At 63.8% G+C, this 22,562-nt stretch carries 16 protein-coding genes and 1 riboswitch; of the genes, 7 read left to right on the forward strand and 9 right to left on the reverse strand.

Going from position 1 to position 22,562, the window contains the following annotated elements; translation table 11 throughout:
- Positions 1-71: 71 nt before the first annotated feature.
- On the forward strand, positions 72-1,595 hold the full coding sequence (locus S6FBBBH3_RS04430) for an FAD-dependent oxidoreductase (protein WP_232008835.1): 1,524 nt from the start codon (positions 72-74) through the stop codon (positions 1,593-1,595).
- A 114-nt stretch (positions 1,596-1,709) separates the two neighbouring features.
- On the opposite strand, the gene S6FBBBH3_RS04435 is transcribed toward S6FBBBH3_RS04430, so the two are convergent.
- Positions 1,710-2,135 carry a cupin domain-containing protein gene (locus S6FBBBH3_RS04435; protein WP_120176601.1) on the reverse strand — a complete coding sequence of 142 codons (426 nt, stop codon included), beginning with the start codon at positions 2,133-2,135 and terminating at the stop codon, positions 1,710-1,712.
- A gap of 321 nt (positions 2,136-2,456) precedes the next feature.
- On the opposite strand from S6FBBBH3_RS04435, the gene S6FBBBH3_RS04440 reads away from it, so the two are divergent.
- The 4 genes from S6FBBBH3_RS04440 (at position 2,457) to S6FBBBH3_RS04455 (ending at position 8,269) form a co-directional block, all read left to right on the forward strand.
- Entirely contained in the window at positions 2,457-4,397 is a 1,941-nt protein-coding gene (locus S6FBBBH3_RS04440) for a sensor histidine kinase (RefSeq protein WP_170143813.1), read from the forward strand.
- The gene (locus S6FBBBH3_RS04445) at positions 4,382-5,080 is read left to right on the forward strand and encodes a response regulator transcription factor (protein WP_120176603.1); all 699 of its coding nucleotides are present in this window, start codon (positions 4,382-4,384) and stop codon (positions 5,078-5,080) included. The genes S6FBBBH3_RS04440 and S6FBBBH3_RS04445 overlap by 16 nt, the downstream gene beginning before the upstream one ends.
- 187 nt (positions 5,081-5,267) lie before the next feature.
- Positions 5,268-7,679: a DMSO/selenate family reductase complex A subunit gene (locus tag S6FBBBH3_RS04450; protein WP_120176604.1), complete on the forward strand. Its 2,412-nt coding sequence runs from the start codon at positions 5,268-5,270 to the stop codon at positions 7,677-7,679.
- 11 nt (positions 7,680-7,690) lie between these two features.
- Entirely contained in the window at positions 7,691-8,269 is a 579-nt protein-coding gene (locus S6FBBBH3_RS04455; RefSeq protein WP_120176605.1) for a DMSO/selenate family reductase complex B subunit, read from the forward strand.
- 145 nt (positions 8,270-8,414) lie between these two features.
- Here S6FBBBH3_RS04455 and S6FBBBH3_RS04460 read toward each other — a convergent pair whose 3' ends face one another.
- From S6FBBBH3_RS04460 to S6FBBBH3_RS04470, 3 genes are all read right to left on the reverse strand, one after another.
- The gene (locus tag S6FBBBH3_RS04460; protein ID WP_120176606.1) at positions 8,415-9,818 is read right to left on the reverse strand and encodes an alanine/glycine:cation symporter family protein; all 1,404 of its coding nucleotides are present in this window, start codon (positions 9,816-9,818) and stop codon (positions 8,415-8,417) included.
- 69 nt (positions 9,819-9,887) lie between these two features.
- Positions 9,888-10,877, reverse strand: a complete 990-nt coding sequence (locus tag S6FBBBH3_RS04465) for a LysR family transcriptional regulator (protein ID WP_170143814.1) — start codon at positions 10,875-10,877, stop codon at positions 9,888-9,890.
- 152 nt (positions 10,878-11,029) lie between these two features.
- Positions 11,030-12,871: an aryl-sulfate sulfotransferase gene (locus tag S6FBBBH3_RS04470; RefSeq protein ID WP_120176608.1), complete on the reverse strand. Its 1,842-nt coding sequence runs from the start codon at positions 12,869-12,871 to the stop codon at positions 11,030-11,032.
- A 584-nt stretch (positions 12,872-13,455) separates the two neighbouring features.
- Here S6FBBBH3_RS04470 and S6FBBBH3_RS04475 point away from each other — a divergent pair.
- Positions 13,456-14,118, forward strand: a complete 663-nt coding sequence (locus S6FBBBH3_RS04475) for a DsbA family protein (protein WP_120176609.1) — start codon at positions 13,456-13,458, stop codon at positions 14,116-14,118.
- A gap of 27 nt (positions 14,119-14,145) precedes the next feature.
- On the forward strand, positions 14,146-14,805 hold the full coding sequence (gene dsbI, locus S6FBBBH3_RS04480) for a protein-disulfide oxidoreductase DsbI (RefSeq protein ID WP_120176610.1): 660 nt from the start codon (positions 14,146-14,148) through the stop codon (positions 14,803-14,805).
- 339 nt (positions 14,806-15,144) lie between these two features.
- On the opposite strand, the gene S6FBBBH3_RS04485 is transcribed toward dsbI, so the two are convergent.
- From S6FBBBH3_RS04485 to S6FBBBH3_RS04510, 5 genes are all read right to left on the reverse strand, one after another.
- Positions 15,145-16,290 carry a M20 family metallopeptidase gene (locus S6FBBBH3_RS04485; RefSeq protein ID WP_120176611.1) on the reverse strand — a complete coding sequence of 382 codons (1,146 nt, stop codon included), beginning with the start codon at positions 16,288-16,290 and terminating at the stop codon, positions 15,145-15,147.
- Between the two features lie 49 nt (positions 16,291-16,339).
- Positions 16,340-17,722, reverse strand: a complete 1,383-nt coding sequence (locus tag S6FBBBH3_RS04490) for a Na+/H+ antiporter NhaC family protein (RefSeq protein WP_120177822.1) — start codon at positions 17,720-17,722, stop codon at positions 16,340-16,342.
- Positions 17,723-18,034: 312 nt separating this feature from the next.
- A riboswitch (Lysine riboswitch) is annotated at positions 18,035-18,213 on the reverse strand.
- A gap of 369 nt (positions 18,214-18,582) precedes the next feature.
- A complete protein-coding gene (locus S6FBBBH3_RS04500) occupies positions 18,583-19,029 on the reverse strand; it encodes a hypothetical protein (protein WP_120176613.1) in 447 nt (148 codons plus the stop codon).
- 148 nt (positions 19,030-19,177) lie between these two features.
- Positions 19,178-21,118 carry a dipeptide ABC transporter ATP-binding protein gene (locus tag S6FBBBH3_RS04505; RefSeq protein ID WP_120176614.1) on the reverse strand — a complete coding sequence of 647 codons (1,941 nt, stop codon included), beginning with the start codon at positions 21,116-21,118 and terminating at the stop codon, positions 19,178-19,180.
- The gene (locus tag S6FBBBH3_RS04510; RefSeq protein WP_120176615.1) at positions 21,115-22,560 is read right to left on the reverse strand and encodes an ABC transporter permease; all 1,446 of its coding nucleotides are present in this window, start codon (positions 22,558-22,560) and stop codon (positions 21,115-21,117) included. Before S6FBBBH3_RS04510 ends, S6FBBBH3_RS04505 begins: the two co-directional genes overlap by 4 nt.
- Positions 22,561-22,562 lie beyond the last annotated feature (2 nt).

Raw genomic sequence — 22,562 nt, forward strand, 5'->3', positions numbered from 1 at the left:
ACCATCGGAAGCACACGATTCGCCCCGTGTCGACCGACGGATTTTCCGCAACCACTTTCAAGGAGACAATCATGAACTTTCGTCCGATCGTGGCCGGATTGGCCTCGGCAATTGTGATGACGAGCGCATTGGCCGCCGAACAGGTGCTCAATGCCGACGTCGTGGTGGTCGGCGCGGGAGCGGGCGGCACGGTGGCCGCCGCCGGCGCGCAGGAAGCGAGTCTCAAGACGGTGTTGCTCGAAAAGAACGCGGTTGTCGGCGGTAACGGGAACTACATGGAAGGTTCCTATGCCGTGGGTTCGAGCGTTCAGAAGAAGGCGGGCGTGACGCTGACGGAAGAAGACTCCTTCAACGAGATCATGAACTACCACCACTGGAAGTCGAACGCCCCGCTCATTCGCCGCTTCGTGAGCGAGACGGCCAAAACGGTCGACTGGATCGAGGCGCACGGCATCAAGTTCGAAGAAGTGACTTCCATGTGGCCCGAAAAGCGCGAAGCGAAGAACCTGACCTGGCACATCTATCCGGGCAAGCACGGTTCGTCCCTTATTGCGGGTATGGTCAAGACCTTCAAGGACAAGGGAGGTACGCTCCTCACGGAAACGCCAGCCAAGGAACTCCTCATGAAGGACGGCCGGGTAGCGGGCGTCGTTGCGTACGACAAGTCGGGCGACAAGATCACGGTTCACGCCAAGAACGTCATTCTCGCTACGGGCGGCTATTTGGAGGACGACAAGATGGTCGAGAAGTACGGCGCGGTGCCGGCACTTCCGAACGGTTCGCTCGGACATACGGGTGACGGTATCAAAATGGCGATGTCGGCGGGCGCCGTGCCCGACAACATGGGGCTCATTATCTACAACGGTGCCTTCATGCCGGTGCCCGGCGAAGCTCTGTGCGAAGGTCCGAACGGTCAACTTCGCGCGCTCTTCCGTCAGGGGCTCCTCAACGTGAATCACGCGGGCGATAGGTTCTTCAACGAAGAAAAGACGCGTGAATGGCCGTTCTCGTCGAACGCCATCCAGCGTGAAGGCGAAGTCTTCGTCGTCTTCGATGCCGATACGGCCAAGGAGCTTAAGACGAGCGGCTATCTCGTGCAGTGCGGCCTTTACATCCGCTCGGGCACGCCCGCGGACAAGTTCGATCAGTTGATCGCCGCCAACGAAAAGAACGGCAATGCCTTTGTCGGCAACAGCATCGAGGAAGTCGCGAAGAAGGCCGGCATGGATCCTGCTCGACTCGCGCACTCCGCGCGCATGATGACGGAATACGCCAAGAAGGGGCACGACGACCAGTTCGGCAAGGATCCGAAGTTCCTGCGCAAGGTTGACAAGGCCCCCTTCTACATCGTGCGCGGCAAACTTCACGCACTCGCTTCGGGTAACGGCGTCAAGGTGACCGAATTCATGGAAGTGGTTGACAAGGACGACCGCATCATTCCGGGTCTCTACGCGATCGGGCACGATGCGGGCGGCGTCTACGGCGACAGCTACGACCTGAAGGTCGGCGAAGGGACCGCCTCGTCCTTCGCCGTCAACGGCGGCCGCATCGCCGTGAAGAACATCCTCGGCGAGTATGATGCCGAGAAGAAGTAATCGGATGAACGGTTGATCCGGTATCAACCGTTCGACAACGCCTCATGAAACGGGGGAGACGCTTTGGGCGCCTCCCCGTTGTTTTTCGATCGATCGAACAACCGGTTCGAAAGATTACGGAAGCTTTGCGTACTCTTCCTCGGCCACGGGTTCGAGCCATTCGGCGGGGCCCTTCTCGGGGTCGATCTCGATCGAGACGTGCGCGAACCAGGAATCCTTCGCGGCGCCGTGCCAGTGCTTGACGCCCGCGGGAATGTCGACGACGTCGCCCGGCTTCAGTTCGCGCGCGACGCCTTCCCATTCGCAATACCAGCCGCGGCCGTGGGTGACGAGGAGCATCTGGCCGCCCTTGTGCACGTGCCAGCTGTTGAGCGTGCCCGGCGCGAAGGTGACGTTCGCGATCGGGGCGGAGGGATTGTCCGTGAGCATCTTGAGGTAGACGGGACCCGAGAAATTGGTCTTGAAGAAGTCGCTCGTTTGCAGTTCGCCCGTTTCAAAGGGCGTCGCCTTCGGGGCGTCGGCGGGAATCGTTTCGGTCATGAGGGAGTCCTCCTGCGGTGTTCTCATTGCGAGCTCCGCTTTCCGCTCGGTTTGCGACTTCTCGGAGAGAAGAAGGCAGGGCGTGCGCGGTGCTCGTCATGAGAAAAAGTGTAGGCGCTCGCATTCCGAGCGCCTTGCGGGACCGAATCGAACTCTTGTCTTTTCCTCCAAGCGCCCGCGCCTGCTAGGATGGAGGCGAAGTAGTTTTCGTTTTGCCCGTCGATTTCCGAGAAAACATCGAGATCCATGCGTCTTCGCGTCCTCCGCGGCTTTCCGTCTTTCATCCGACCCTGCGTCCGACCGCACGGCGTACGGCTTTGCATGCTTGCTCTCGCCGCCGTACTTTTCGCGGCGGCCGCCTCCGCGCGCGCCGAAACGGGCTGGGGGCGCGATCCCGCATTCCCCGTGCAGTTGACGATCGGCGTGCAGGCGACACTTCCGCCCGCGTTTCGCGCGGAAGTCCTGAAACCTACCGAGCGCTACCTCAAAGAAGCGTTTCCCGCCGCGCGCATCGTCTATCGAGACATGACGACCGACGACCTGAAACGCGAAGTTTCCGAAGGCCGCATTCGGGCGTACTTCGCCGATCCGGGCTTTTTCAGCGACCTGCAGTCCGAAGGGCGCAGCGAAGAGCTCGTCGCCCTGCGTCCGCCCGAGACGCTCGATCCGACGTACTCGACGGGGATTGCGGTCGTGGTACCCGCAACAAGTCCCGTCACGCGTCTCTCGGACCTCGAAGCGCGCACGGTCGTCTCGGACCGCCCCGACAATTTCGGCACGCAAATCGTTTTCGAGGGACTTCTCGCCGACGAAGACGTCCCCGCCGATCGGATGCGCTTCGTCTATACGGATTTTGTGCCGCCTTCGCCCCTCCTGCGCCTTGCGCGCGGGGAGGCGGATGCGGCCGTCGTGCCGACGTGCGAACTCGAATGGGCGGTCGAGGCGGGGTTGCTCGTACGGTCGGACTTTCGGGTGCTCGACGAAACGACGCGCTTTTCGCGCTGCGCGCGCTCGAGCAAACTGTTCCCGAGCGTCATTTTCGGGGCCTCCTCGTCGCTCGACGCCTCGGCGGCCCGCGCGCTCACGGTGGCGCTCCTCAAAGCGCCCGCGATGCCGACGGGCGCCTCCTGGTCGATCGTGACCGACTTTTCCTCCGTCAAAGACCTCTATCGGCGCCTGAAGCGCGGCCCCTACGAGTACCTGCGCGCCGAGGCCGAGCCGAGTTTCTGGGAGCGGCACCGCCAAACGATCCTTTGGGGCGGAGCCGCGCTTCTCGGCGTGTTTCTTTTCATCCTCGGCTACCTCGCGCACGTGCGCGCGCTCGTTCGGCGCCGCACGCGGGAGCTCGAAGCCGTGATCCGGGAAAAGGACCGCACGGCCGCGCGCGAGCGGACGCTGCGGGAAAAGTTGGAACGCATGGAGCGCGCGGGGATCGTCTCGGAACTCTCCTCCTTTTTCGCGCATGAAGTGCGTCAGCCCGTGGCGGCCGTGACGGCGTTCGCGGGCGCCTTGAAGCTCTACGCCAAGGAGCACTTTCCCGACGACCGGCTCCTCACCCACACCTCGTCGCGCATCGTCGACGAAGCGGAGCGCGTCTCCGAAATCGTCGAGCGCGTGCGCGGATACGCCCGCGGGCGCCGTCACCCGAGCGAAGTGCGCGGAGCGATGTCGCTCGTTGACGAAGCGCTCGCGGGCTTTCGACTCTCGTCCGTCTCGAGCGGCCTCACGGTCCACGTTTTTGCCGACGGGAATCCGACCGTGGAGGTGGAGCCCCTCGAAATGACGCTTGTCCTCCTGAACCTCCTCAAAAACGCCGCGACCGCCATGCGTCGGTCCGATGCGACGACGCTCGCGGTGTCGGTCGGGACGGAATGCGAAGCGGAAGGTGAAGGTGAAGCGGACGGCGAAAGCGCCCCCGAAGGCCGAAGCCGAACGCAACCCGTTCGCGCGCGGGTCGTCTTTCGCGTCGCGGACTTCGGGCCCAAGGTGTCCGACGCCACGATTGCCGCCCTCCAGGCGGGCGAAGCGCCCGAAGCGCCCGAAACGGCCGAAACGGCCGGTTCGTCCGGATCGGGCTCGTCCGAGGGGCTCGGTCTCGGACTCATGCTCGTACGCACGGTCGTCGAAGCGCACGGGGGCGAATTGCGGTGGCGGCGCACCGAGCCCGAACGGGGACTCACCGTCGAAGTGCGTCTGCCCGCGCACGATCCGGAAGTCTCAACGTCAAATCACAGGGAGATCCGCAAATGTCTTCAATTCTGAGAAGTTCCCGCGAGCCGCTCGTTCGCATCGTCGACGACGACGCGTCGCTTCGGGAAGCGTTGGGGCTCGTTCTCACCGTGGGGCGCCTCGACTGGACGGGTTACGAGAGCGCGGAAGCGTTTCTCGAGCGCGACGACCTGCGTCGACCGGGCGCGGTGGTCTTGGACCTTCGCATGACGGGAATGAGCGGCCTGGCGTGCCAGGCGAAGCTCGCCGAGCGCGCGAGCGACCTTCCCGTACTCTTTCTCACGGGGCACGGGGACGCTGCGGCAGCGGTGCGCGCCCTCAAAGCGGGTGCGGTCGACTTTCTGCAAAAGCCCGTCGAGGCCGAAAAGCTTCTTTCCGCCTGCAAGAGGCTTACCGCCTGGCACCTCGCGTTGCGCGCCGAAAACGAAGAGCGCGAACACGCCCGTACGCTCCTTGCAACGCTCACGCCCCGCGAGCGCGAAGCGGCCGAGTACACGGCCCGCGGTTGGCCCAACCGCACGATCGCCGAGGAAATGGGCGTGTCGGAACAAGCCGTGAAAATCCATCGCTCGAACATCTACCGCAAGCTCGGCGTCAAGGGGCCCGTCGACGTCGCCGAACTCATGCGTCGGGCCGATCCCGACCGGCGGGTCGCCGAAGCGGGCTTGAGGACGCTCTGCGTTCTCGCGGACGACGCGCCGCCCGAGAAGGGATGAGCTCGAGCGCCGGAAGGCGCCGACACTAAACCGACGTATAGGGTGCCCGTTTTTCCACGGCTCAGAATGCGGTTTCTCACTCACGAATTGCGAGAAACATCGAATCGGACCGGCGCCTCGGCACCCGTACGCACGAACGAACGTCGAACGGGCTTTGCGGCGAACGGTCCCAACGAAGGAGACCCCCATGAGAACCGTGCTCGAAACGACCCTGAATCGTCGGAGCTTTTTACGCATGACTCTTGAAGGCTTTGCCGCGGCGGGGCTTGCAGCTTCGCCCGTCGCCCGCGCCGTGACGGCCGCCGTCGAAGATCCCGAACTCTGTTTCTGGACGGCGTGCGTCATCAACTGCGGCAACCGCTGCCCGCTTCGCGTCTTTACGAAAAACGGCCGCGTCATCCGCATCGAAACGGACAACACGATCAAGGACGGGTGCAAGCCGCGCCAGATCCGCGCGTGCCTGAAGGGTCGCGCCATGCGCGAACGCCTCTACTCGCCCGATCGTCTCAAGTACCCGATGAAGCGCGTGGGCGAACGCGGCGAAGGGAAGTTCGAACGCATCACCTGGGAAGAGGCCTACAAGACGGTCGCCGAGAAGCTCAAGTACACGGTTGAAACCTACGGGAACGAGTCGCTTTACTGGCAGTACTGCTCGGGCCAGCAGTCGCTCGTGAATTCCCGCCGCGCCTGGCAGCGTCTCATGAACCTCATGGGCGGGTACCTGCGCTATTACGGCTCCTACTCCTCGGCGCAGATTTCGGCCGCCTTCCCGATGACTTACGGCAAGAAGGCCGCCTCGGGCATCGAAGAAATCGCCCGCGCGAAGCTCTACGTCGCCTTCGGGAACAACCCCTCGGTGACGCGCGGCTCGGGCGGGTCGAAAGGCTACCAGTTCCGTTGCGCCCTTGAAAAGGGCGGCGCGCGCACGATCGTGATCGACCCGTGCTACTCCGATACGGTGACGGGGAAGATCGATCAGTGGATTCCGATCCGCCCGGGGACGGACGCGGCGCTCGTCGAAGCGATTGCGTACGAGCTCATCCGCAACAACTGGGTCGATCAGGCGTTCCTCGACAAGTATTGCGTCGGCTACGATGAAAAGACCCTCCCGAAGTCTGCGCCCGCGAAGTCCGACTACAAGTCTTACATCCTGGGCGAGGCCGACGGCGAACCCAAGACCCCCGAACGTGCCTCGCGCATCACGGGGATTCCGGTCGAAACGATCGTCGAACTCGCGCGTGAAATCGGCACGACCAAGCCCCTCTTCGTCGCGCAGGGCCTCGGCCCGCAGCGTCAGGCCAACGGCGAGCAGACCGCTCGCGCGATCGCGATGCTCCCGATTCTCACGGGGAACGTCGGCCTTCCGGGCACGTCGACCGGCATGGAAGAAGACGGTACCAATTGGGAACCCGTTTATCTCCCCACGGGCGACAACAAGGTGAAGACCGCCATTCCGTGCTTCCTCTGGACGGAAGCGATTCAGCGCGGGCAAACGATGGACGCGGTGCACGACGGTCTGCGCGGCAAGGACGTGCTCGGTCACGACATCAAGATGATCGTCAACTCGGGCGGGAACGTCCTCATCAATCAGCACGCCGACAGCAACGGCACGGATGAAATCCTGCGCGACACGACGAAGTGCGAATTCATCGTCGTTTGCGACAACATGATGACCCCGTCGGCGCGCTACGCCGACATTCTGCTGCCCGACACGCTCGGTCCCGAAACGTACGACATCGTCGGCAACGGCGACTCCATGGGGGACCTTGCCTGCATGTACCCGATGCACAAGGCCGTCGACCCGCAGTGGGAACAGCGTCCCTCGTGGGAAATCTGCCGCGGCATCGCGCGCGAGTTGGGGCTCGAAGACGCCTACACCGAAGGGCGCGACCAGATGGGGTGGATCCGTTGGTGCTACGAAGAAACGCGCCGCGAGAATCCCGAACTCCCGCCCTTCGACGACTTCTGGGCGCAGGGCCCCAAGCAGCTCTTCAACGTGAAGTGGGAGCCCGTCATGTTCTCCGACTTCCGCAAGGACCCCGCGAAGCATCCGTTGGAGACTCCGTCGGGCAAGATCGAAATCTATTCGGAACGTTTGGCCGACCTCGCCAAGACCTGGGTCCTTCCCGAAGGCGACGTGATTTCCGCGCTGCCGAAGTTCGTGCGCACCTGGGAGATGCCGGGCGACCCGCTTGCGGCCAAGTATCCGCTCCAGTGCGTCGGCATTCACATGCACGGTCGCACGCACTCGACCTTCCACAACCTCCCGTGGCTCCGTGAAGCGCATCCCGACCGCGTCACTCTGAACGAACTCGACGCGAAGGCCCGCGGCATTGCCGAAGGGGACCTCGTCGAAGTCTCGAACGATCGCGGCGTCGTCGAAATCCGCGCGCACGTCACGAAGCGCATCATGCCGGGCGTTTGCACGATCGCTCAGGGCGCGTGGTATCGACCCGTTGAAAAGAACGGTCGCCGCGTCGACGTGGGCGGCAACATCAATACGCTCACGAGCCGTCGTCCGAGTCCTCTCGCCAAGGGGAACGCGCAGCACACCGTCCTCGTTGAGGTGCGCAAAATCGATTCGACCGAGAACGCCTGAAGGAGAGGAACATGAGTCAGCTGGGTTTTTACATCGATATTACGAAGTGCACGGGTTGCAAAACGTGCGTCGTCGCCTGCAAGGATAAGAACGACCTCGAACCCGGGCGCAATTTCCGGACGGTGCACGCCTACGAAGAAGGCTCCTGGCGCCAGGACCGCGCAACGGGCGCCTGGCACCAAGACGTGCTCGCCTACCACGTGCCCGTGTCCTGCAACCACTGCTCCGACCCCGCGTGCGTGAAGGTCTGCCCGACGAAGGCCCACCACAAGCGCGAGGACAACGGTCTCGTTCTGATCGATCGCGAGAAGTGCATCGGTTGCGGCATGTGCGCGAAGGCCTGTCCCTACGGCGCGCCGGTGCTCGACAAGAAGGCGCGCAAGATGACGAAGTGCGACGCGTGCTTCGACCGTCTGCAAAAGGGTCTGCTTCCCGTCTGCGTCGAATCGTGCCCGCAGCGTGCGATCGAGTTCGGCGAGATCGAAGCGCTTCGCAAGAAGTACGGTGACCGCGCGACGATCGCGCCCCTGCCCGACGCCGCGAAGACCCGTCCGAACCTCGTGATTCGGGCGCCGAAGGGCCTCAAGTGACGAACCCGCGGGGCGGGGTCGTCAAGTCCGATAAGGGCGGATACGATCCAACCCCGCGGGTACCGAAAGGTTTCCTGCTGAAAAAAAAGCGCGCCTCCGGCTTTCCGCCGGGGCGCGCTTTTTTTGTCACGGCGTGCGAGGCCGCTCAGTCCCAGAGCGAGACGCCCCGGCGCATCGCTTCCGGAATGCGCGTCTTCGAGAAAACGGGTTCCTCGGCTTCGGCCCGCCGGGCGCGGTAGTCGGCGAGAAGCGTCGTCACGACGCGTGAGAGTTTGAGAAGCGCCGTGACGTTCACAAGGACCATGAGACCCATGAAGAGGTCCGCGAGATTCCAGACGAGCCCGAGACTCATCTGCGCGCCGAGAAAGACCATCCCTACGACGGCCGCTCGGAACGCAAAGAGGAGCGTGCGGTTCTTCGTCACGACCCGCAGACTCATTTCCGAATAGAAGAAATTCCCGATCACGGACGTGAGCGCGAAAAAGAGCGCGAGCACGAAAACGGCCCAGCCGCCCGCGGGCCCGAAGGCGTCCGTCAGAATGCGGGTGACGAGCTCGATCCCGGTCAGGCCGGACGCGGCCGCCCCTTCGGGAAGGAGCACGATCATGGCCGTGGCGGTACAAACGAGAAGCGTGTCGACGTAGACGCCCGCCGCCTGCACGAGACCCTGCTCGACGGGGTGCGCGCATTCGGCGGCCGCGGCGGCGTTCGGAACTGTCCCCTGACCCGCTTCGTGCGAATAGAGCCCGCGGCGCACGCCCGTCATAATGACGAACCAGAGTCCCGCACCCGTCGCCGCCTCCGGCGTGAAGGCGGATTCGAAAATGAGACGAATCACGTCGGGGACGCGCTCGAGGTAAAGCGCCGTCATCCCGAGGGCAAGCGCCAGGTAGGCCGCCACCATGAAGGGCACGATCCGAGAGGCAAAGCCCGCGAGCCGCTTTGCGCCCGCGCGCACGACCCAGAGGGCGTAAAGCGCCAACAGAATCCCGCCCAGCCAACGGGGTGCGCCCGTCGTCGTTTCGAGCGCGATCGCCATGGTGTTCGAAAGCACGGAATTGAAAATGAGGCCGTCCGAAAGCGCCAAAAGGAGGGCGAAAGCACCCGCCCAAAAGACGGATCCCACGCCCTTGGCGATGTAGGCCGCGGGCCCTCCGGTGTAGCCCGAGCCGTTGGCGGCGCGTTCTTTGTAGAGTTGCGCGAGGGTGCTCTCGGCAAAGCCCGAAGCGGCGCCGACGAGAGCCGTCACCCACATCCAGAACACGGCCCCGGGGCCGCCCGTCGTGACGGCCAAGGCAATCCCCGCGATGTTTCCCACGCCCACGCGCGCGCCCGTCGAGACGCAGAAGGCTTCGAAGGGCGTCAAGCCGCTCGAAGCCGCACGCGTACGGCGCCCGAGAATGCGCACGAGGTCGCCGAGAAGCGACACCTGCACGAAGCGCGTTCGGAGCGTGAACCAGAGGCCCGCGCCGATCAGCAGAAACGCAAGGCCGTAATTCCAGAAAAAGGTGTTGAATTCGGTGAGAAGTCGGGTGAGATGTTCGTCCATGGGAGGGGCCAAAGAAAGAAAAAGCGATGCGACGGGCGTCGGGGGTTGTCGGGTGTCGGTTTCCGGAACTTACGACGCGCTCGGGCTCCCGGAGGCGTCCGACGTCCCCGACATTCCGGAGCGTGCCCAGCCGCGGATCAATCGTCGCACCCACACGTGCAGGGGGTCGCGGTGGTGCATCTCGGTCCAGGCAAGGCACCCGTGCTGTCGTACGGGCGCTTGAAGTTCACGGGGAAGCGGCATCCAGGCGAGTCCGTAGTAGGGGGCGATAGCCTCGGCGCCGCGCTTCGGCGTGATCATAAGAAAGTCCGACACGGAGAGGGCCGCGGCGAGGTCGATCGAGGAGCTGCTCGTTGCGGCAACGGGCTCCAACAACTCCGGATTTTCGCCCGCGAGCTGCCGGTCCCACGAGGCGTAGCGAAAGTCGGAACTTACCGACATCGCGAGCCGCCGGTAACTCAGAAAGTCGGCAAGTTCGGGCGCGCAACCGCCCGTTTTCAGGCGAAGCGGGTGCTCGTTGCGCAACAGGATCCCGAGTTGGATATCAAAGAGCGGCGTCGTATGAAAGGCGGGCGGAATCGATCGGTCCGTCACGACCGCAAGATCGATGCGCCCCGACTCGAGGTCCTCCCAGACGGAGCCCGTGCGGTGGTGGTGCTCGATCACGAGGTGCGGAGCCTCTTCGGCCGTGCGTGTGAGGAGGTAGGCCAAAAGGGACGACGTAATGAGCCCGCGCGAGGCGATCCGGAACCGCCCGCGGGCCGCCTTCGGGTCGAATTTCGGAGGCGCGAAGAGCCGGTCCGTCTGCTCCAACGTACGGCGTAGCTCGGGGAGAATGCGCCTCAGCGCTTCCGTCGGCTTCAACCCCCGGGCGTGGGGCGTAAAGAGCGGATCGTCGAAGGCCGCGCGCAGCTTTTCGAGCGTGCGCGAAGCGGCCGAGAGACTGAGACCGAGCACTTCCGCGGTGCGCGAGAGCTTCTGCGTTTCCGAAAGATGCAGGAGAAACCGCAGCTGGCCGCGGGTCACCGAATCGGCCGGATGATTGTCGGGAGTGGTCATGCGAGCGTAGGAGGCGGTTGAGGTCGTTTTTCGCATGATACGCGGGTTTGCGGGCGGGTTTGGGAAGAGCGCTTCGGCGAAAAAAAGAGGCGCCGCCCCGGCGGGCGGCGCCTCCCTGCTTGGCAGCCTTTCGGTTTTGGGAAAGTTAAGACTTACTTCCCTTGCGGATTGAAGGCCTTTTCAACGAAGAACGGCCAGGCCTGGTAGCCCATCGTGTCGTTGAAGCGCATGAGGACGGCCGGATCCGTTTCACCCCACTTGTATTCGGCGAGGTAGGGGTGCGGCTTGATGGGGCCCTTCATGCCGCCCGAGGGACCCGAGAGGCCCGAAGTCGAGTAGTAGACGACGAAGGAATCCTTGTCGGGCATGTACTCCGCAAGACCCGTCACGGGCGAGTAGAAGGGGTTGCCTTCCTTCTTGCCCACTTCGTAGACCTGTTCGACCGTCATCTTCTTCTGGTCGATCTTATAAACAACGCCGCGGGTGTACTTTTCCTCGGCCAGAGCGGGCTGTTCCATGCCGCGCGCGTCGCCGTTGTCGAAGGCGGAGACGTAGATGATGTCGCCCTTGCTCTTCGAATCGATGCGCCAGGCCGTGTGCTGCGTCCACGTCCAGTCGAAGTCGCCTTCGCACTTCGAGTCTTCGCACTTGATGGGGTTGCCCTTCGCGTCGACGGGCTTCAGGACCTTTTCGGCCCAACCCTTCTTCCAGCCTTCGGGCGAACCGAGGATCCACTTCACCTGCTTGTCGCGGCCGATCTTGACGATGGCGGACTGGTGGCGCGAGGAGATGATGATCGAGTCGTCGCTCGGGTCGTAGTCGACCGAATTGACATGCGCCCAGTTGCGGCCCGGGCCCGTACCGGTGATGTCGCCGAAGGCGTTCGAGGCGTCCTGCTTGGCGAGATCTTCGGCCGACATCGTCTGCCCGGCCTTCGACGCGTCGATGTTGAGGCACACGGCCCCCTGGTCGAGCGCCTTCACGACGTTGTCGCGGTACGGGTCGAGAATGTCGAAGAGACGGAATTCGTCCACGACCGAGCCGCTTTCGTCGACCTCGATGATCACGTCGCGGACCGTATGGACACGCTTGCCGTCGGCACGGCGCAAGTCCGAGGAGGCGACACGCAGGAAGGTGTGACCGTTTTGCGCCGCGTCGAGTGCGTGCGAATAGTCGGCGTAGCCCATCGGAAGACGACGGTTGAAAATTTCGCGCCCGAGCATGTCGTACTTGGCATAGCGCTGGCCGTAACCGAAGACGAGGTTGCCGTCGGCCGCCTGCTGGAAGCCCATCATGATGCCCGACTTGTAGGGCTGCTCGGGATCGTACATTTCGACGTCGGGCATGAGGTACCAACGCACGGTACCCGTCGTGTCGACGATCGCGTTTTCGGGACCGAACGCCCATTCGAGCGCGCCGCCCATGGGGTTGTTCCACACGAAGCGCGAAGCGTCGGCGGGCCCGGGGATAAGGTTGTTGATGAAGTAGAGACGGTCCTTGAAGGCGGGATCCATCTTCTCGACCTTCACGTCGAACGTCGTGTGGGACTGGCCGGGCGTGCCGTTCGAACGGAGGTAAACGGGCGCCGTGTAGAGCTGATAGCTGTCCTTGAAGTGCTCGATCTTGCCGTGGTCGATGCGGTCGAATTCGACTTCGACCGTGTTGAGGTGGTCGGGATAGAGGCCGAAGACGGGAACGCCGCCGTGGTTGCGCACGTTGGCGTCGGAAACCTTGTACTTGAGTTCCTGACCGCCCGCCTTCGGCACGATGCGCACGGTGACGTTTTGGACGACGTAGCCGCCGTTGCGAATGACGGCCGTCAAGGGGGCGATGCGGTACGGGTTCACGACGATTTCGCCGAGGTGACCCTGAGCGAGGTAGGCGACGTGCGGGCCCGAGGAGCCGCCCGAGGCGAGGGCGCTCCCCGCGCCCGCAACGAGTCCGAGACCGCAAAGTGCGGCGAGCGTCGCCGCAACGTGCTTCTTGCAAATCATGAGAGGGTTTCCTTTGGGTGGGTGGCGGGCGGTGCTTCCGTGGTCGGGGAAGCACGTCGCCCTTCCTGTTCGAAGAGGTCGAACGGGTCGAATGTCGGAGGGAAAAACCGAAAAAGCCTTTTTCCTTTTCGATGAATGAAATTCTAGAAACTCTCGAACGGCTTTCCGCGTCGTTTTTCGACAATATGCTTTCCGTAAATCGGAAAGCTTTCAGGGGACGAAAAAGAGGGTGTCGAGAGCGGTGTTTCGAGGTCCGAAACGGGGGGCTTTCCTCCGAACGCTTTCGAGGATCGGGTTTTTATCTTAGGATTTACAGTGCGTTGGAGCGGGTCGCAAACGGACGGGGAGCGAATTTCAAAAAACGAAAATTCATTTTTACAAAGCGTCTCATCGGACGGGGAATATCCCTCAAAATCGGCTTTTTCGACGTTTTCGCTCTTTCCGAACGATTTTTTCGTACCTATACTTTGGTCTCAGTCGGGGGAGGAACGGTTCCTCCCCGTAAGACCGGCTCTCCGATCCTGCGTGAGGACCTTTGACGCTCGGACGGTCGGTCGCACCACTCAAGAAAAGGAATTGCAATCATGCTTCGTCGCACGCTCCTGAAGGCCTCGGCCGTCGTTGCCGCCTCCGCTCTCGTTCCCGCCGCCTTTGCCGGCACGCTCGGCACCGACTACGTCAAGCTCGACACCCCGCTCGTCGGCGGTGAAGGCAAGATCATCAAGGTCTGGTCCTACGACTGCCCCTTCTGCTTCAAGTACGACGTCGGCGTCGACCCGAAGGTGATGCCCGAAGCCGAAAAGGCCTCCGGTCTCAAGTTCGACATGTACCACCTCGAAACGAAGGGCAAGTTCGGCCGCGCTGCGAGCGAATTCCTCGCCTACTGCAAGCTCGAAGACAAGAAGGCGGGCGTTGAAAGCGTCGAAGACCCGAAGAGCCTCTACAAGAAGGCCAAGGACGCCTGGTACCAGGCCTATCACAAGAAGGGCGAACGCTGGGCCGCCGGCGAAGAAGCCTTCCTGAAGACCGCCTTCGACGCGACCGGCATCACTGCCGACGCCTTTGCCGCCGCCCGCAAGACGGAAGACGTGCAGAAGCTCGCCGACTACTGGAAGCCCTGCTACGACGTCGCCAAGATCCAGGGTGTTCCCGCCTACGTCGTCAACGGCAAGTACCTCATCATGACGAAGTCGATTCGCAACGTGAAGGGCATGGTCGACCTCATTACCGAGCTCTCCAAGCTCTGATCCACCGCTCGATAGGAATCTCCGCCTATGTCTTCGACGACTCCCAAGCGCGACTGGCTCTCTACGATCGCGCACCTCGAGCAGACGCGTTGGCCTTGGATCGTGATCGCGTTCCTGAGCTGCGCGCTCGTCCTGGTGGCCCACAACGTCTTCCAGGTCTGGCTCTACATGAAGCCCTGCGAGCAGTGCGTCTACATCCGTTACGCCTTCCTCGTGATGGCGCTCGGGTGCCTCTTCCCGATCATCTGCCCGAAGCCCCTCATCACGCGCCTCATTGCGTACGTGATGGGCATCTACGGTGCGATCTACGGGATCATGTGCTCGGTGAAGCTCTCCAACATTCACCAGGCCATTCACGGCGACGATCCCGACGCGCTCTTCGGCATGCAGGGTTGCTCGACCGAACCGCACTACCCCTTCGGTCTTCCGCTCGAAAAGTGGGCTCCGGACTGGTTCCTGCCCACGGGTGACTGCGGTTACGACAACTCCGACGTTCCGCTCGGCACGGTGCTCTCGCCCCTGCAGGAGTCGATCATCAACATGTACAACGACGCGGGCGGTTGGTACCTCATTCCCCCGATGAAGTTCATGTCGATGGCCCAGTGCTGCCTGCTCGCCTTCGGCGTGGCGCTCCTTCTCTACGTCGTTCTCGGCGGCTCGATGATCCGCGAACGCATGAAGAAGTAAGGAAACCGATCCTCGAAAGGAGAAGGGTGCTCGTCGCCCCTCTCCCTCGCAACACCGGGAGACTAATTGCTGTTCTCTCCTTTCCGCCCGGGAATGCCGATCATTCCCGGGCCTTTTTTGTTTTCAATTCCTTCTGCTTCTCGCGGGTGATGACAACGCCGATTGCTCCTTCCGAGGGCGTTGCTCTGCCACCGCCCGTCTTCACCGCCGAACGAAGCATCGCCGACGCACAAAACGAAAGCCGCCCTGGAGCGCAAAAGCTCGGAGCGGCTTTGAGAAGGTCCGTGAACGACCGACGGAGTTGCGAGCGGACGATCTTCGCCCGCCCGCAAGCGAGGATCAGGGAGCGAGCAGCCGCTCTACCATACGCTTGTAGATCTCGAACGAGGCGAGCACTTCTTCGGGGTAGCCGCATTCGTTGTCGCCGTGCAGGTTTTCGCCCGACGGCCCGAACGTCACGACGGGAATCCCGAGCGTGACGGCGACGATGTTGGAGTCGCACACCGACGGGTCGTAGGCGAGTTCAAGGGCTTTGCCCGTCACGTCGGCGTAGCAGTCGACGAGCGTCGTCACGAGTTCGTGGTCTTCGGGGACCGCAAAGGACTGCATGTAGGGGCTTTTCCGGGGCTTCAGCCGGACGTTCACCTTATCGGCAAGGCCGAGGTCGGCTGCCGCCGAGCGGATCTGCGCGATGCAGTCCTCGGACGTTTCGCCCGGCACGACGTAGCGGTCGACGAAGACGTAGCAGCTGTCGGGAACGACGAGCGTGTCGGGGTTGCCCCCAGACATGTAGCGCACGCACCAGGTGCCGCCGACGAGCTTCGGGTGGGTTTTCGTCGGCAGCGCCTCGATCGCGACCGCAAGCTTTCCCGCCGAAATGAGCGCGTTTTCGCCGCGGCGCGGGTAGCGGCTCGCGTGCGCGGACTCGCCGCGCACGGTGACCTCGAAGCTGTAGCGACCGCGGAAACCGATCGCCGCGTTCGTAAAGCGGCACTCGGCCATGACGGCGTAGTCGGCTTTGAGCACGCCTTCGTCGCAAAGCGCGTAGGTCCCGCGACTCAAGCCCTCTTCGTCCGAAACGAAGGCGGCGAGGATCTTCCCCGAGAAGCGCTCGGGGTGCGCCGCAAAGTATTCGAGGGTCGAAAGGAGGCACGCGAGGCCCCCCTTCATGTCCATGGCGCCGCGCCCGTAGACCTTGCCGTCGATTTCGGTCGCGCGGAAAGGATTCGTCTTCCAGTTTTCGAGCGTCACGTCGACCGTGTCGATGTGACCGATCAGAAGCATCGTTTTCCCGGGACGGCCCGAGTCGAGCTCCGTCCAGACCGAGGGGCGCACGCCCTCGACGTCCTCGTCGAAGCGCGAAAAGTGCGGCGTCAGGCCGAAGCCGCGGATGAGGCCCGCGATGTGTTCGGCGATTTCGAGCTCGCGCCCGTTGACGGAGCGGATGTTGATGAGGTCGTACCAGCGTTGAATGAGGGGATCCATGGTGCGTTTTCCGTGAGTGGGTCGATGGGGATGAAAGAAGCGTCCGGACTCAGGCGGGCTGCGCTTCGGCGCGTCCCGTCGCACGCTCGTCGCGAAGGGCTTCGAGCTTGGCCGTGCACAGGCCCGTGACGGCGTAAAAGACCGAGAAGAGAATCGAGAGCCAGAGCATCGGCGCAAACGGCGTGAAGGCGAGATTCGCGACCCCGAGCGTGCCGGCCGTGTAGGAGCCCGTCGTCGACCAGGGCACCATGGGCGCAAGTCCCGTACCGGTGTCGATCATCATGCGCATCAGGTTCTTGCGGGAGAGCCCGTACGCGGGAAAGAGGTCCTTCGTCATGGCGCCGACAACGGGGTAGCTCACGTAGTAGGCGCCCGTAATCGTGAAGAAGACGGCATGGAGCACCATCACCGCGAAGCTCATCGATCGGCTCGTGCGGGCGCGTTCGCGAAGCCACGCAAGGAGCACGTCCGCGACACCCGCCGTGCGCAGGGGCGCCCCGAAGATCGCCGCCGCCATCAGAAGGCCGATCGTGCCCAACATGCTCGTGAAGCCCCCGCGGTTCACCATCGTGTCGACGAAGCTCGAGCCCGTCTCGGCGGCGTAGCCCGAATACATGGCGTTCATGAGGTCTCGCGGATTTTCGCCCTGAAGGACTACGGCGATGAGAGCGGCCGCGGCAATCCCTGCGACGAAGGTCGGGATGGCGGGCTTGCGAAGCACGATGAGGGCGAGCACGACCGGAACCGGTAGGAGCGTGAGAACGCTCAGGTCGAAGTTCGCGGAAAGCGTCGCGAGGATTTCGTCGTAGGCGCCGCTCGCCGCCGCGTGGGTTTCGAGCGAGAGCCCGTAGACGAAGAAGAACGCAAGGCTCAGAAGGAAGGCGGGTCCCGTCGAAACGAGGGCGTGCCGGATTCCTTCCATCAAGGGCGTGTCGGTAACGGTCGCGGTGATGACGGTCGAATCCGAAAGAGGCGAAATCTTGTCGCCCGTGAAGGCCCCCACGCACACGGCGCCCGCCGCGGCTTCGAGCGGAACGCCGAGGCCCTCGGCAACGCCCATGCACGCGATGCCCACCGTGGCGAGCGTTCCCCAGGACGTACCCGCGAGCGCGCTCATGAGCGTACAGATGATGCAGACGACCGGAAGGAACATCGAGGGCGTGATCACTTGCATCCCGAGGTAAATCATGGTCGGGATCGTGCCCGAAGCCATCCAGACGGCAATGAGGACGCCGACCGCGAGCAAAATGAGCATCGCCACGAGCATCGAGGCGATCGTATCGCGAATGCCGCGCTGCAGATCGTCGTAGCGGATCCCGAAGGCGCAGGCCATCGCGCACATGATCGCGCCGTCGATCGCAAGCACGATGCGCGCGTTGAGCTCAAGCTCCATGAGACCGAAAACCAAAACGAAGACGCCGACGGCAAGCATGGAAAAGGCTGCGCGGGCGCCGATCGGCGATGTTGTCGAGGATGCGGCGGACGGGTTCATGGCTGGGCCTCCGAAAAAGGGAAAAGCGAGGGCGAAAAGCTCTTCGGCAAGACGAAAAAAGGTCGAAGGTCCGCTTCCGGACCCCGACCTTTTGTTGACCTTCGGCCGCCCTGTAGCGCGACGGACGCTCCGTCGGTGTGAGGGCGGTCCCCCGTCGTGAGGTTGTGTTTCGGCCTCGGTCCTCTTTTGGCTTTTCGGCCGTTCGGTACCGACGCGCGCACTCCGTCGCGGGGTTTCGTTCTCTTTTTCGGGTGTTCCGGTAGCGCTCCGCGTTGCCGCGACAGTCCCGGAGATGTTCTCTCCGGTCCCAGGTGCGCTTTCGACCCGCGAAACGGCCCAGGCGCCCTTCGGCGGTCGTCCCTTTCGGCTTCCCCTCGATTTCGCGTGTATGGAGAAACGTACTCTTGAAGACCGCAACCTCTACCTGTGTCATTCCATTCTGCACTGCGAAAAGCGCGCGGTCCGTACCGAAAAGGCCTTAGTTCGTTTGTGACGATCGGGTGCGTCGCGCAACGAAAAAGGGCGTCTGGGGGAAATCACCCGAGCTCGAAAACCCGAATGCGTATTCGAAGGGTCGGTTTATTCCGAGGTTTACTAGGGGGTTGTGCCTAGTGCGGAAAACTCGTAGAAAAAATAAGGAAATAAGGAGAAATAAGGCAAAGGATGCCGTGCGGCAAATCGACGGCAACTCAACGGAAAACCGGCCGCGGGTTGCCGCGACCGGTTGAGCGGGATCCCCCTTGTCCCGAAACGAGTCGCTCGGTGCGAGGCGTTTCGGGAGGGGGGACGCGTTGAAGAACTCAGCGGGGGCCGAAGCCGGGACCGCCCGGACCTCCGGGTCCGCCCGGACGATGCCCGCCGGGCCCTCCGGGACCAGCCGCTCCGCCGGGCCCGCCCGGACGGTGGCCGGGCGGCTCGGGCCGATGTGGCGGTCGATGCGCTTGAGGAGGCGGAGGTGCCGGACGGGGCGGAGGCGGCGGGGGCGGACGATGGAAGGCGGCCGCCCGTTCCGCGAGGAATCGGCGGTAGGCGTCGCGCGAATACCAACGCCCGTCGTAGTACCAACGGTGTCCGTCCCAGCGGCCTTCGCGGTAGTGTTCGCGAATGTATTCGCGGGTGAGCGCGTCGGTGACGCCGTAGAGGAGGTCGGCGAGGAGTTCGTCCGAAGCGGCCGAAGCGACTCCCGCCCAACCGCCCGCGGCAAGCAGCACCGCCGTGCCGAAAATCAGTTTGCGACGCGTGGTCATGGTTTTCTTCCTTCTTCTTCCGTAGGGTTTTCTTGCTCGTACCCGATCGGATACGAGTGAACGTATGTTCAGTATAGGACGCGCCCATGCAAAGTCGCGTTAAGCGAACGCCGCGGAATGCAAGAAAGTGCGACCGAAGCTTGAGTTTTCAGTCGGACGCGTCGGGGCTGCGGTCAAAGAGCTTCGAAGCTTTCTCGCCGAGTCGGGGCACGGCTGCAAGGAGCCTCTGCGTATAGGGGTCGACGGGGTGCGTGAGGATCGCCTGCGCGTCGCCCGTTTCGACGATGCGGCCCGATTTCATGACGAGGATGCGGTCCGCCATGTATTCGACGACGCCGAAATTGTGGGTGATGAAGAGGTACCCGAGTCCGAACTCCCGCTGCAGGGCTTTGAGGAGATTCAGAATCTGCGCCTGCACCGAGACGTCGAGGGCCGACGTGGGTTCGTCGCAGACGATGAGCTTGGGCTCGACCGACAACGCCCGCGCAATGGCGATGCGCTGCCGTTGCCCGCCCGAAAAGGCGTGCAGAAGTCGGTCCGCGGCATCGGCGGGCAGGCCCACGGCGTGAAGGAGCCGCTCGAGTCGCTCCAGGCGTTGCGCTTTCGACCACTCGGGGCGCAGGCTTTCCATCCCTTCGAGAAGGGTCGAGCGGATCGTGCGGCGCGGATCAAGGGATGCGTTCGGGTCTTGGAAAATCATTTGAACGGAACGGCGCAACCGCCGCTCGGCCGTGCGGGTGAGGGGAAAGAGGGGCGAGCCCGCAAGGTCGACCTCTCCCGCAACTCGCGCTTTTCCGCCGAGAAGTCCGAGGAGCGCCAGGCCCGTCGTGGTTTTGCCCGATCCCGACTCCCCGACCAGGGCCACCGTTTCGCCCGGGCGGACGTCGAAGGTCACGTCGCGGACGACAGGCTCTGGGTCTCGAGCGAAAAAGCCCCGCGCCCGAAAGCCGACGGTGAGGTTGCGTACGGAAAGAAGCGGAGAAACAATCGAACCGTCGGAGGGGGTGCTCGGGGCGCCCGATGCGCCCGATGCGCCCGATGCGTTTGTGTGTTCCGTCGTCTTCGTCCCGCGGGCGTCCGCCTCCGGGAAGTGGCAGCGCACAACCGACGCGCCCGCCGTGCGGGCAACGGGTGCCGTCCTTCGGCAGATCGCACGCGCTTTCGGGCAGCGGGGTGCGAAGTGGCACCCGGCGGGCAGGTGCCCCGGCGTCGGAACCGTGCCCGGAATCGCCGCGAGAGGGCGCGTCCGATCGGCTCCGGGGAGCGCACCGAGGAGCGCCGTCGCGTAGGGGTGTCGGGGCGCGGCGAAAAAGTCCCGCACCGCGGCGCATTCGACCGTTTCGCCCGCGTACATGAGGGCGAGCCGGTCGGCAAAGGCTTCGACAAGCGCAAGGTCGTGCGTGATGAGAAGAAGCGTGAGGTTTTCTTCCCGTTGAAGCGTACGCAAGAGTCCGAGAATCTCGGCCTGAAGCGTCACGTCCAGAGCCGTCGTCGGTTCGTCGGCAAGGAGCATGTCGGGGCGGGCGGAGAGCGCCAACGCGATCATCACGCGTTGCTTCTGGCCGCCCGAAAGCTCGTGCGGAAAGCGGTGCGCGAGCGTTTCGGGGTCGGGCAGGCGCACGCGCTTCAACCACTCGAGCGCTTCCCGTTCGGGGGAAAGATCGGAGCGCTCACCCGCGCTTTGCGTTTCCGCATGCGTGTCGGAGCGCGCCTTGCGGCTTGCGCGGATCATTTCCGCGATTTGCGCCCCTACCGTCATCACGGGGTTGAGGGCCGTGGCGGGCTCCTGAAAAACGAGCGCGATGCGGGAGCCGCGAAAGCCGCGCATCTCGCGCTCGGTGAGGCCGAGAAGGTCGCGACCTTCGAATCGGATGCGTCCGTCGGGCGTTCGGGCCCCGGGGGCAAGGAGCCGCACGACGGCGGAAGCCGTGAGGGACTTGCCGCAACCCGATTCGCCCACGAGCGCGAATACCTCACCGCGCCGCACCGTAAAGTCGACCGAGGAGAGCGCTTCGATCGGGCCCGAGTCCGAGGGGAGCGTCAGCGTGAGGCGGTCGACGTGAAGCAAAACATCATCCGTGCGGCTCATCGGTCCTCCTTTTCCAAAACGGCGTGCGGGTCGAAAGCGTCCCGTACGGCCGCAGCGACGAGGTTGGCGCAGAGGACGAACGTGACGAGAAAGAGAAATGCGGCGGCGAGATTCCACCAGACGACGGGCGAGCGGCTCATTTCGCTGCGCGCGGCGTTCACCATCGTGCCGAAGGAGTTCATGACGGGGTCGACCCCCACGCCCACGTAGGAGAGCACCGCCTCGTAAAGCACCACGCCCGAAAAGTCGAGCACCGTCACGATGAGGACGATGTGCAGAACGTTCGGGAGCACGTGCTTCAGAAGAATCACCGGAGCCGGAACGCCCAGGGCGCGCGCCGCCAACACGTAGTCGAGCGAAGCGATCCGCATGGTTTCGGCGCGGATGAGACGCGCGAGCGTCGCCCAACTCGTGAACCCGATGATGAGTGCAAGAAGAAAGAGCCGCATGTCGGCGCGCTCGAGCCCCGTCGGCCACCGCTCGGGGAAGCGGTCCATGAAGGCCGTCGTCATGAGGACGGCCGCCGCAATGAGAAGCACTCCGGGGATCGAAGAGAGCGTCGTGTAAATGTACTGAATCACGTCGTCCGCCCACCCGCGGAAGTACCCCGCCGTGAGGCCCGCCGTTACGGCAAAGGGAAGGGCGGAGAGCGTCGCGAGCGTCCCGATCACGATCGCCGTGCGCAGGGACTTCAAGGCTTCGTAGAGGACGTCCGTCCCCGCCGCATCGGTACCGAGCACGTGCCGCTCGGGCCAGAGGGCGAGGACGACCCCCGTGAGGGCGAAGAGAAGCACGAAGGTTGCTCTCGGAGCGAGGTGAGCCAAGCGGGCAAGGCGTCGGCGGCGGTCTTCGCCCGTCATCCCGTCACGGCCTTTCTTTCCGCATGTTTTACGTTTTGCGCGTCTCACGAGACCCGCGATCCCGAGGAGCAGCACGCCCGCGACCGTACCCGCCGCCCCGCCGACAAAGGCGCGCGTTGCGAGTTCGCCCGCACTCGCGGCTTCGCCCGAAGCGTCCCGACGAATTGACCGGAGCGGCTGAAAGTCCCGCACGGGCCCCGCGCTCGTGGCGGCGGTCGACTTGTCGAATTCGCGCACGGCAAAGGGCGCGGAGTAGCTCCGCTCGGGCCCCGCCGCACCGAGAACGTTGAAAACGAGGTCGTCAAAGAGCGACGTCGTGACGGGCGAGTAGGCGGTTTCCACCGCACCCTCGGCGGGCGGCAGGGGCTTTCGGTAGTGGACCGAGTCGAGAAGTGCGATCGCAAAGAAAAACCCGAGAACGACGAGCGATGCCGACGCGGACGGCCGCGCGAGAACGAGCTTCCAACGGGCGGCGATGTCGGGACGACGCCCGAGGAAGATGACCGTCGCGACGCATCCGCCGAGGAGCGCCGCCATCACGAAGTCGGTGGCGAGAAAAACGGGCAAAGGCGCAACAAACATGC

The sequence above is a fragment of the Sutterella megalosphaeroides genome, assembly GCF_003609995.1.
GTDB classification, from domain to species: Bacteria; Pseudomonadota; Gammaproteobacteria; order Burkholderiales; family Burkholderiaceae_F; genus Sutterella; species Sutterella megalosphaeroides.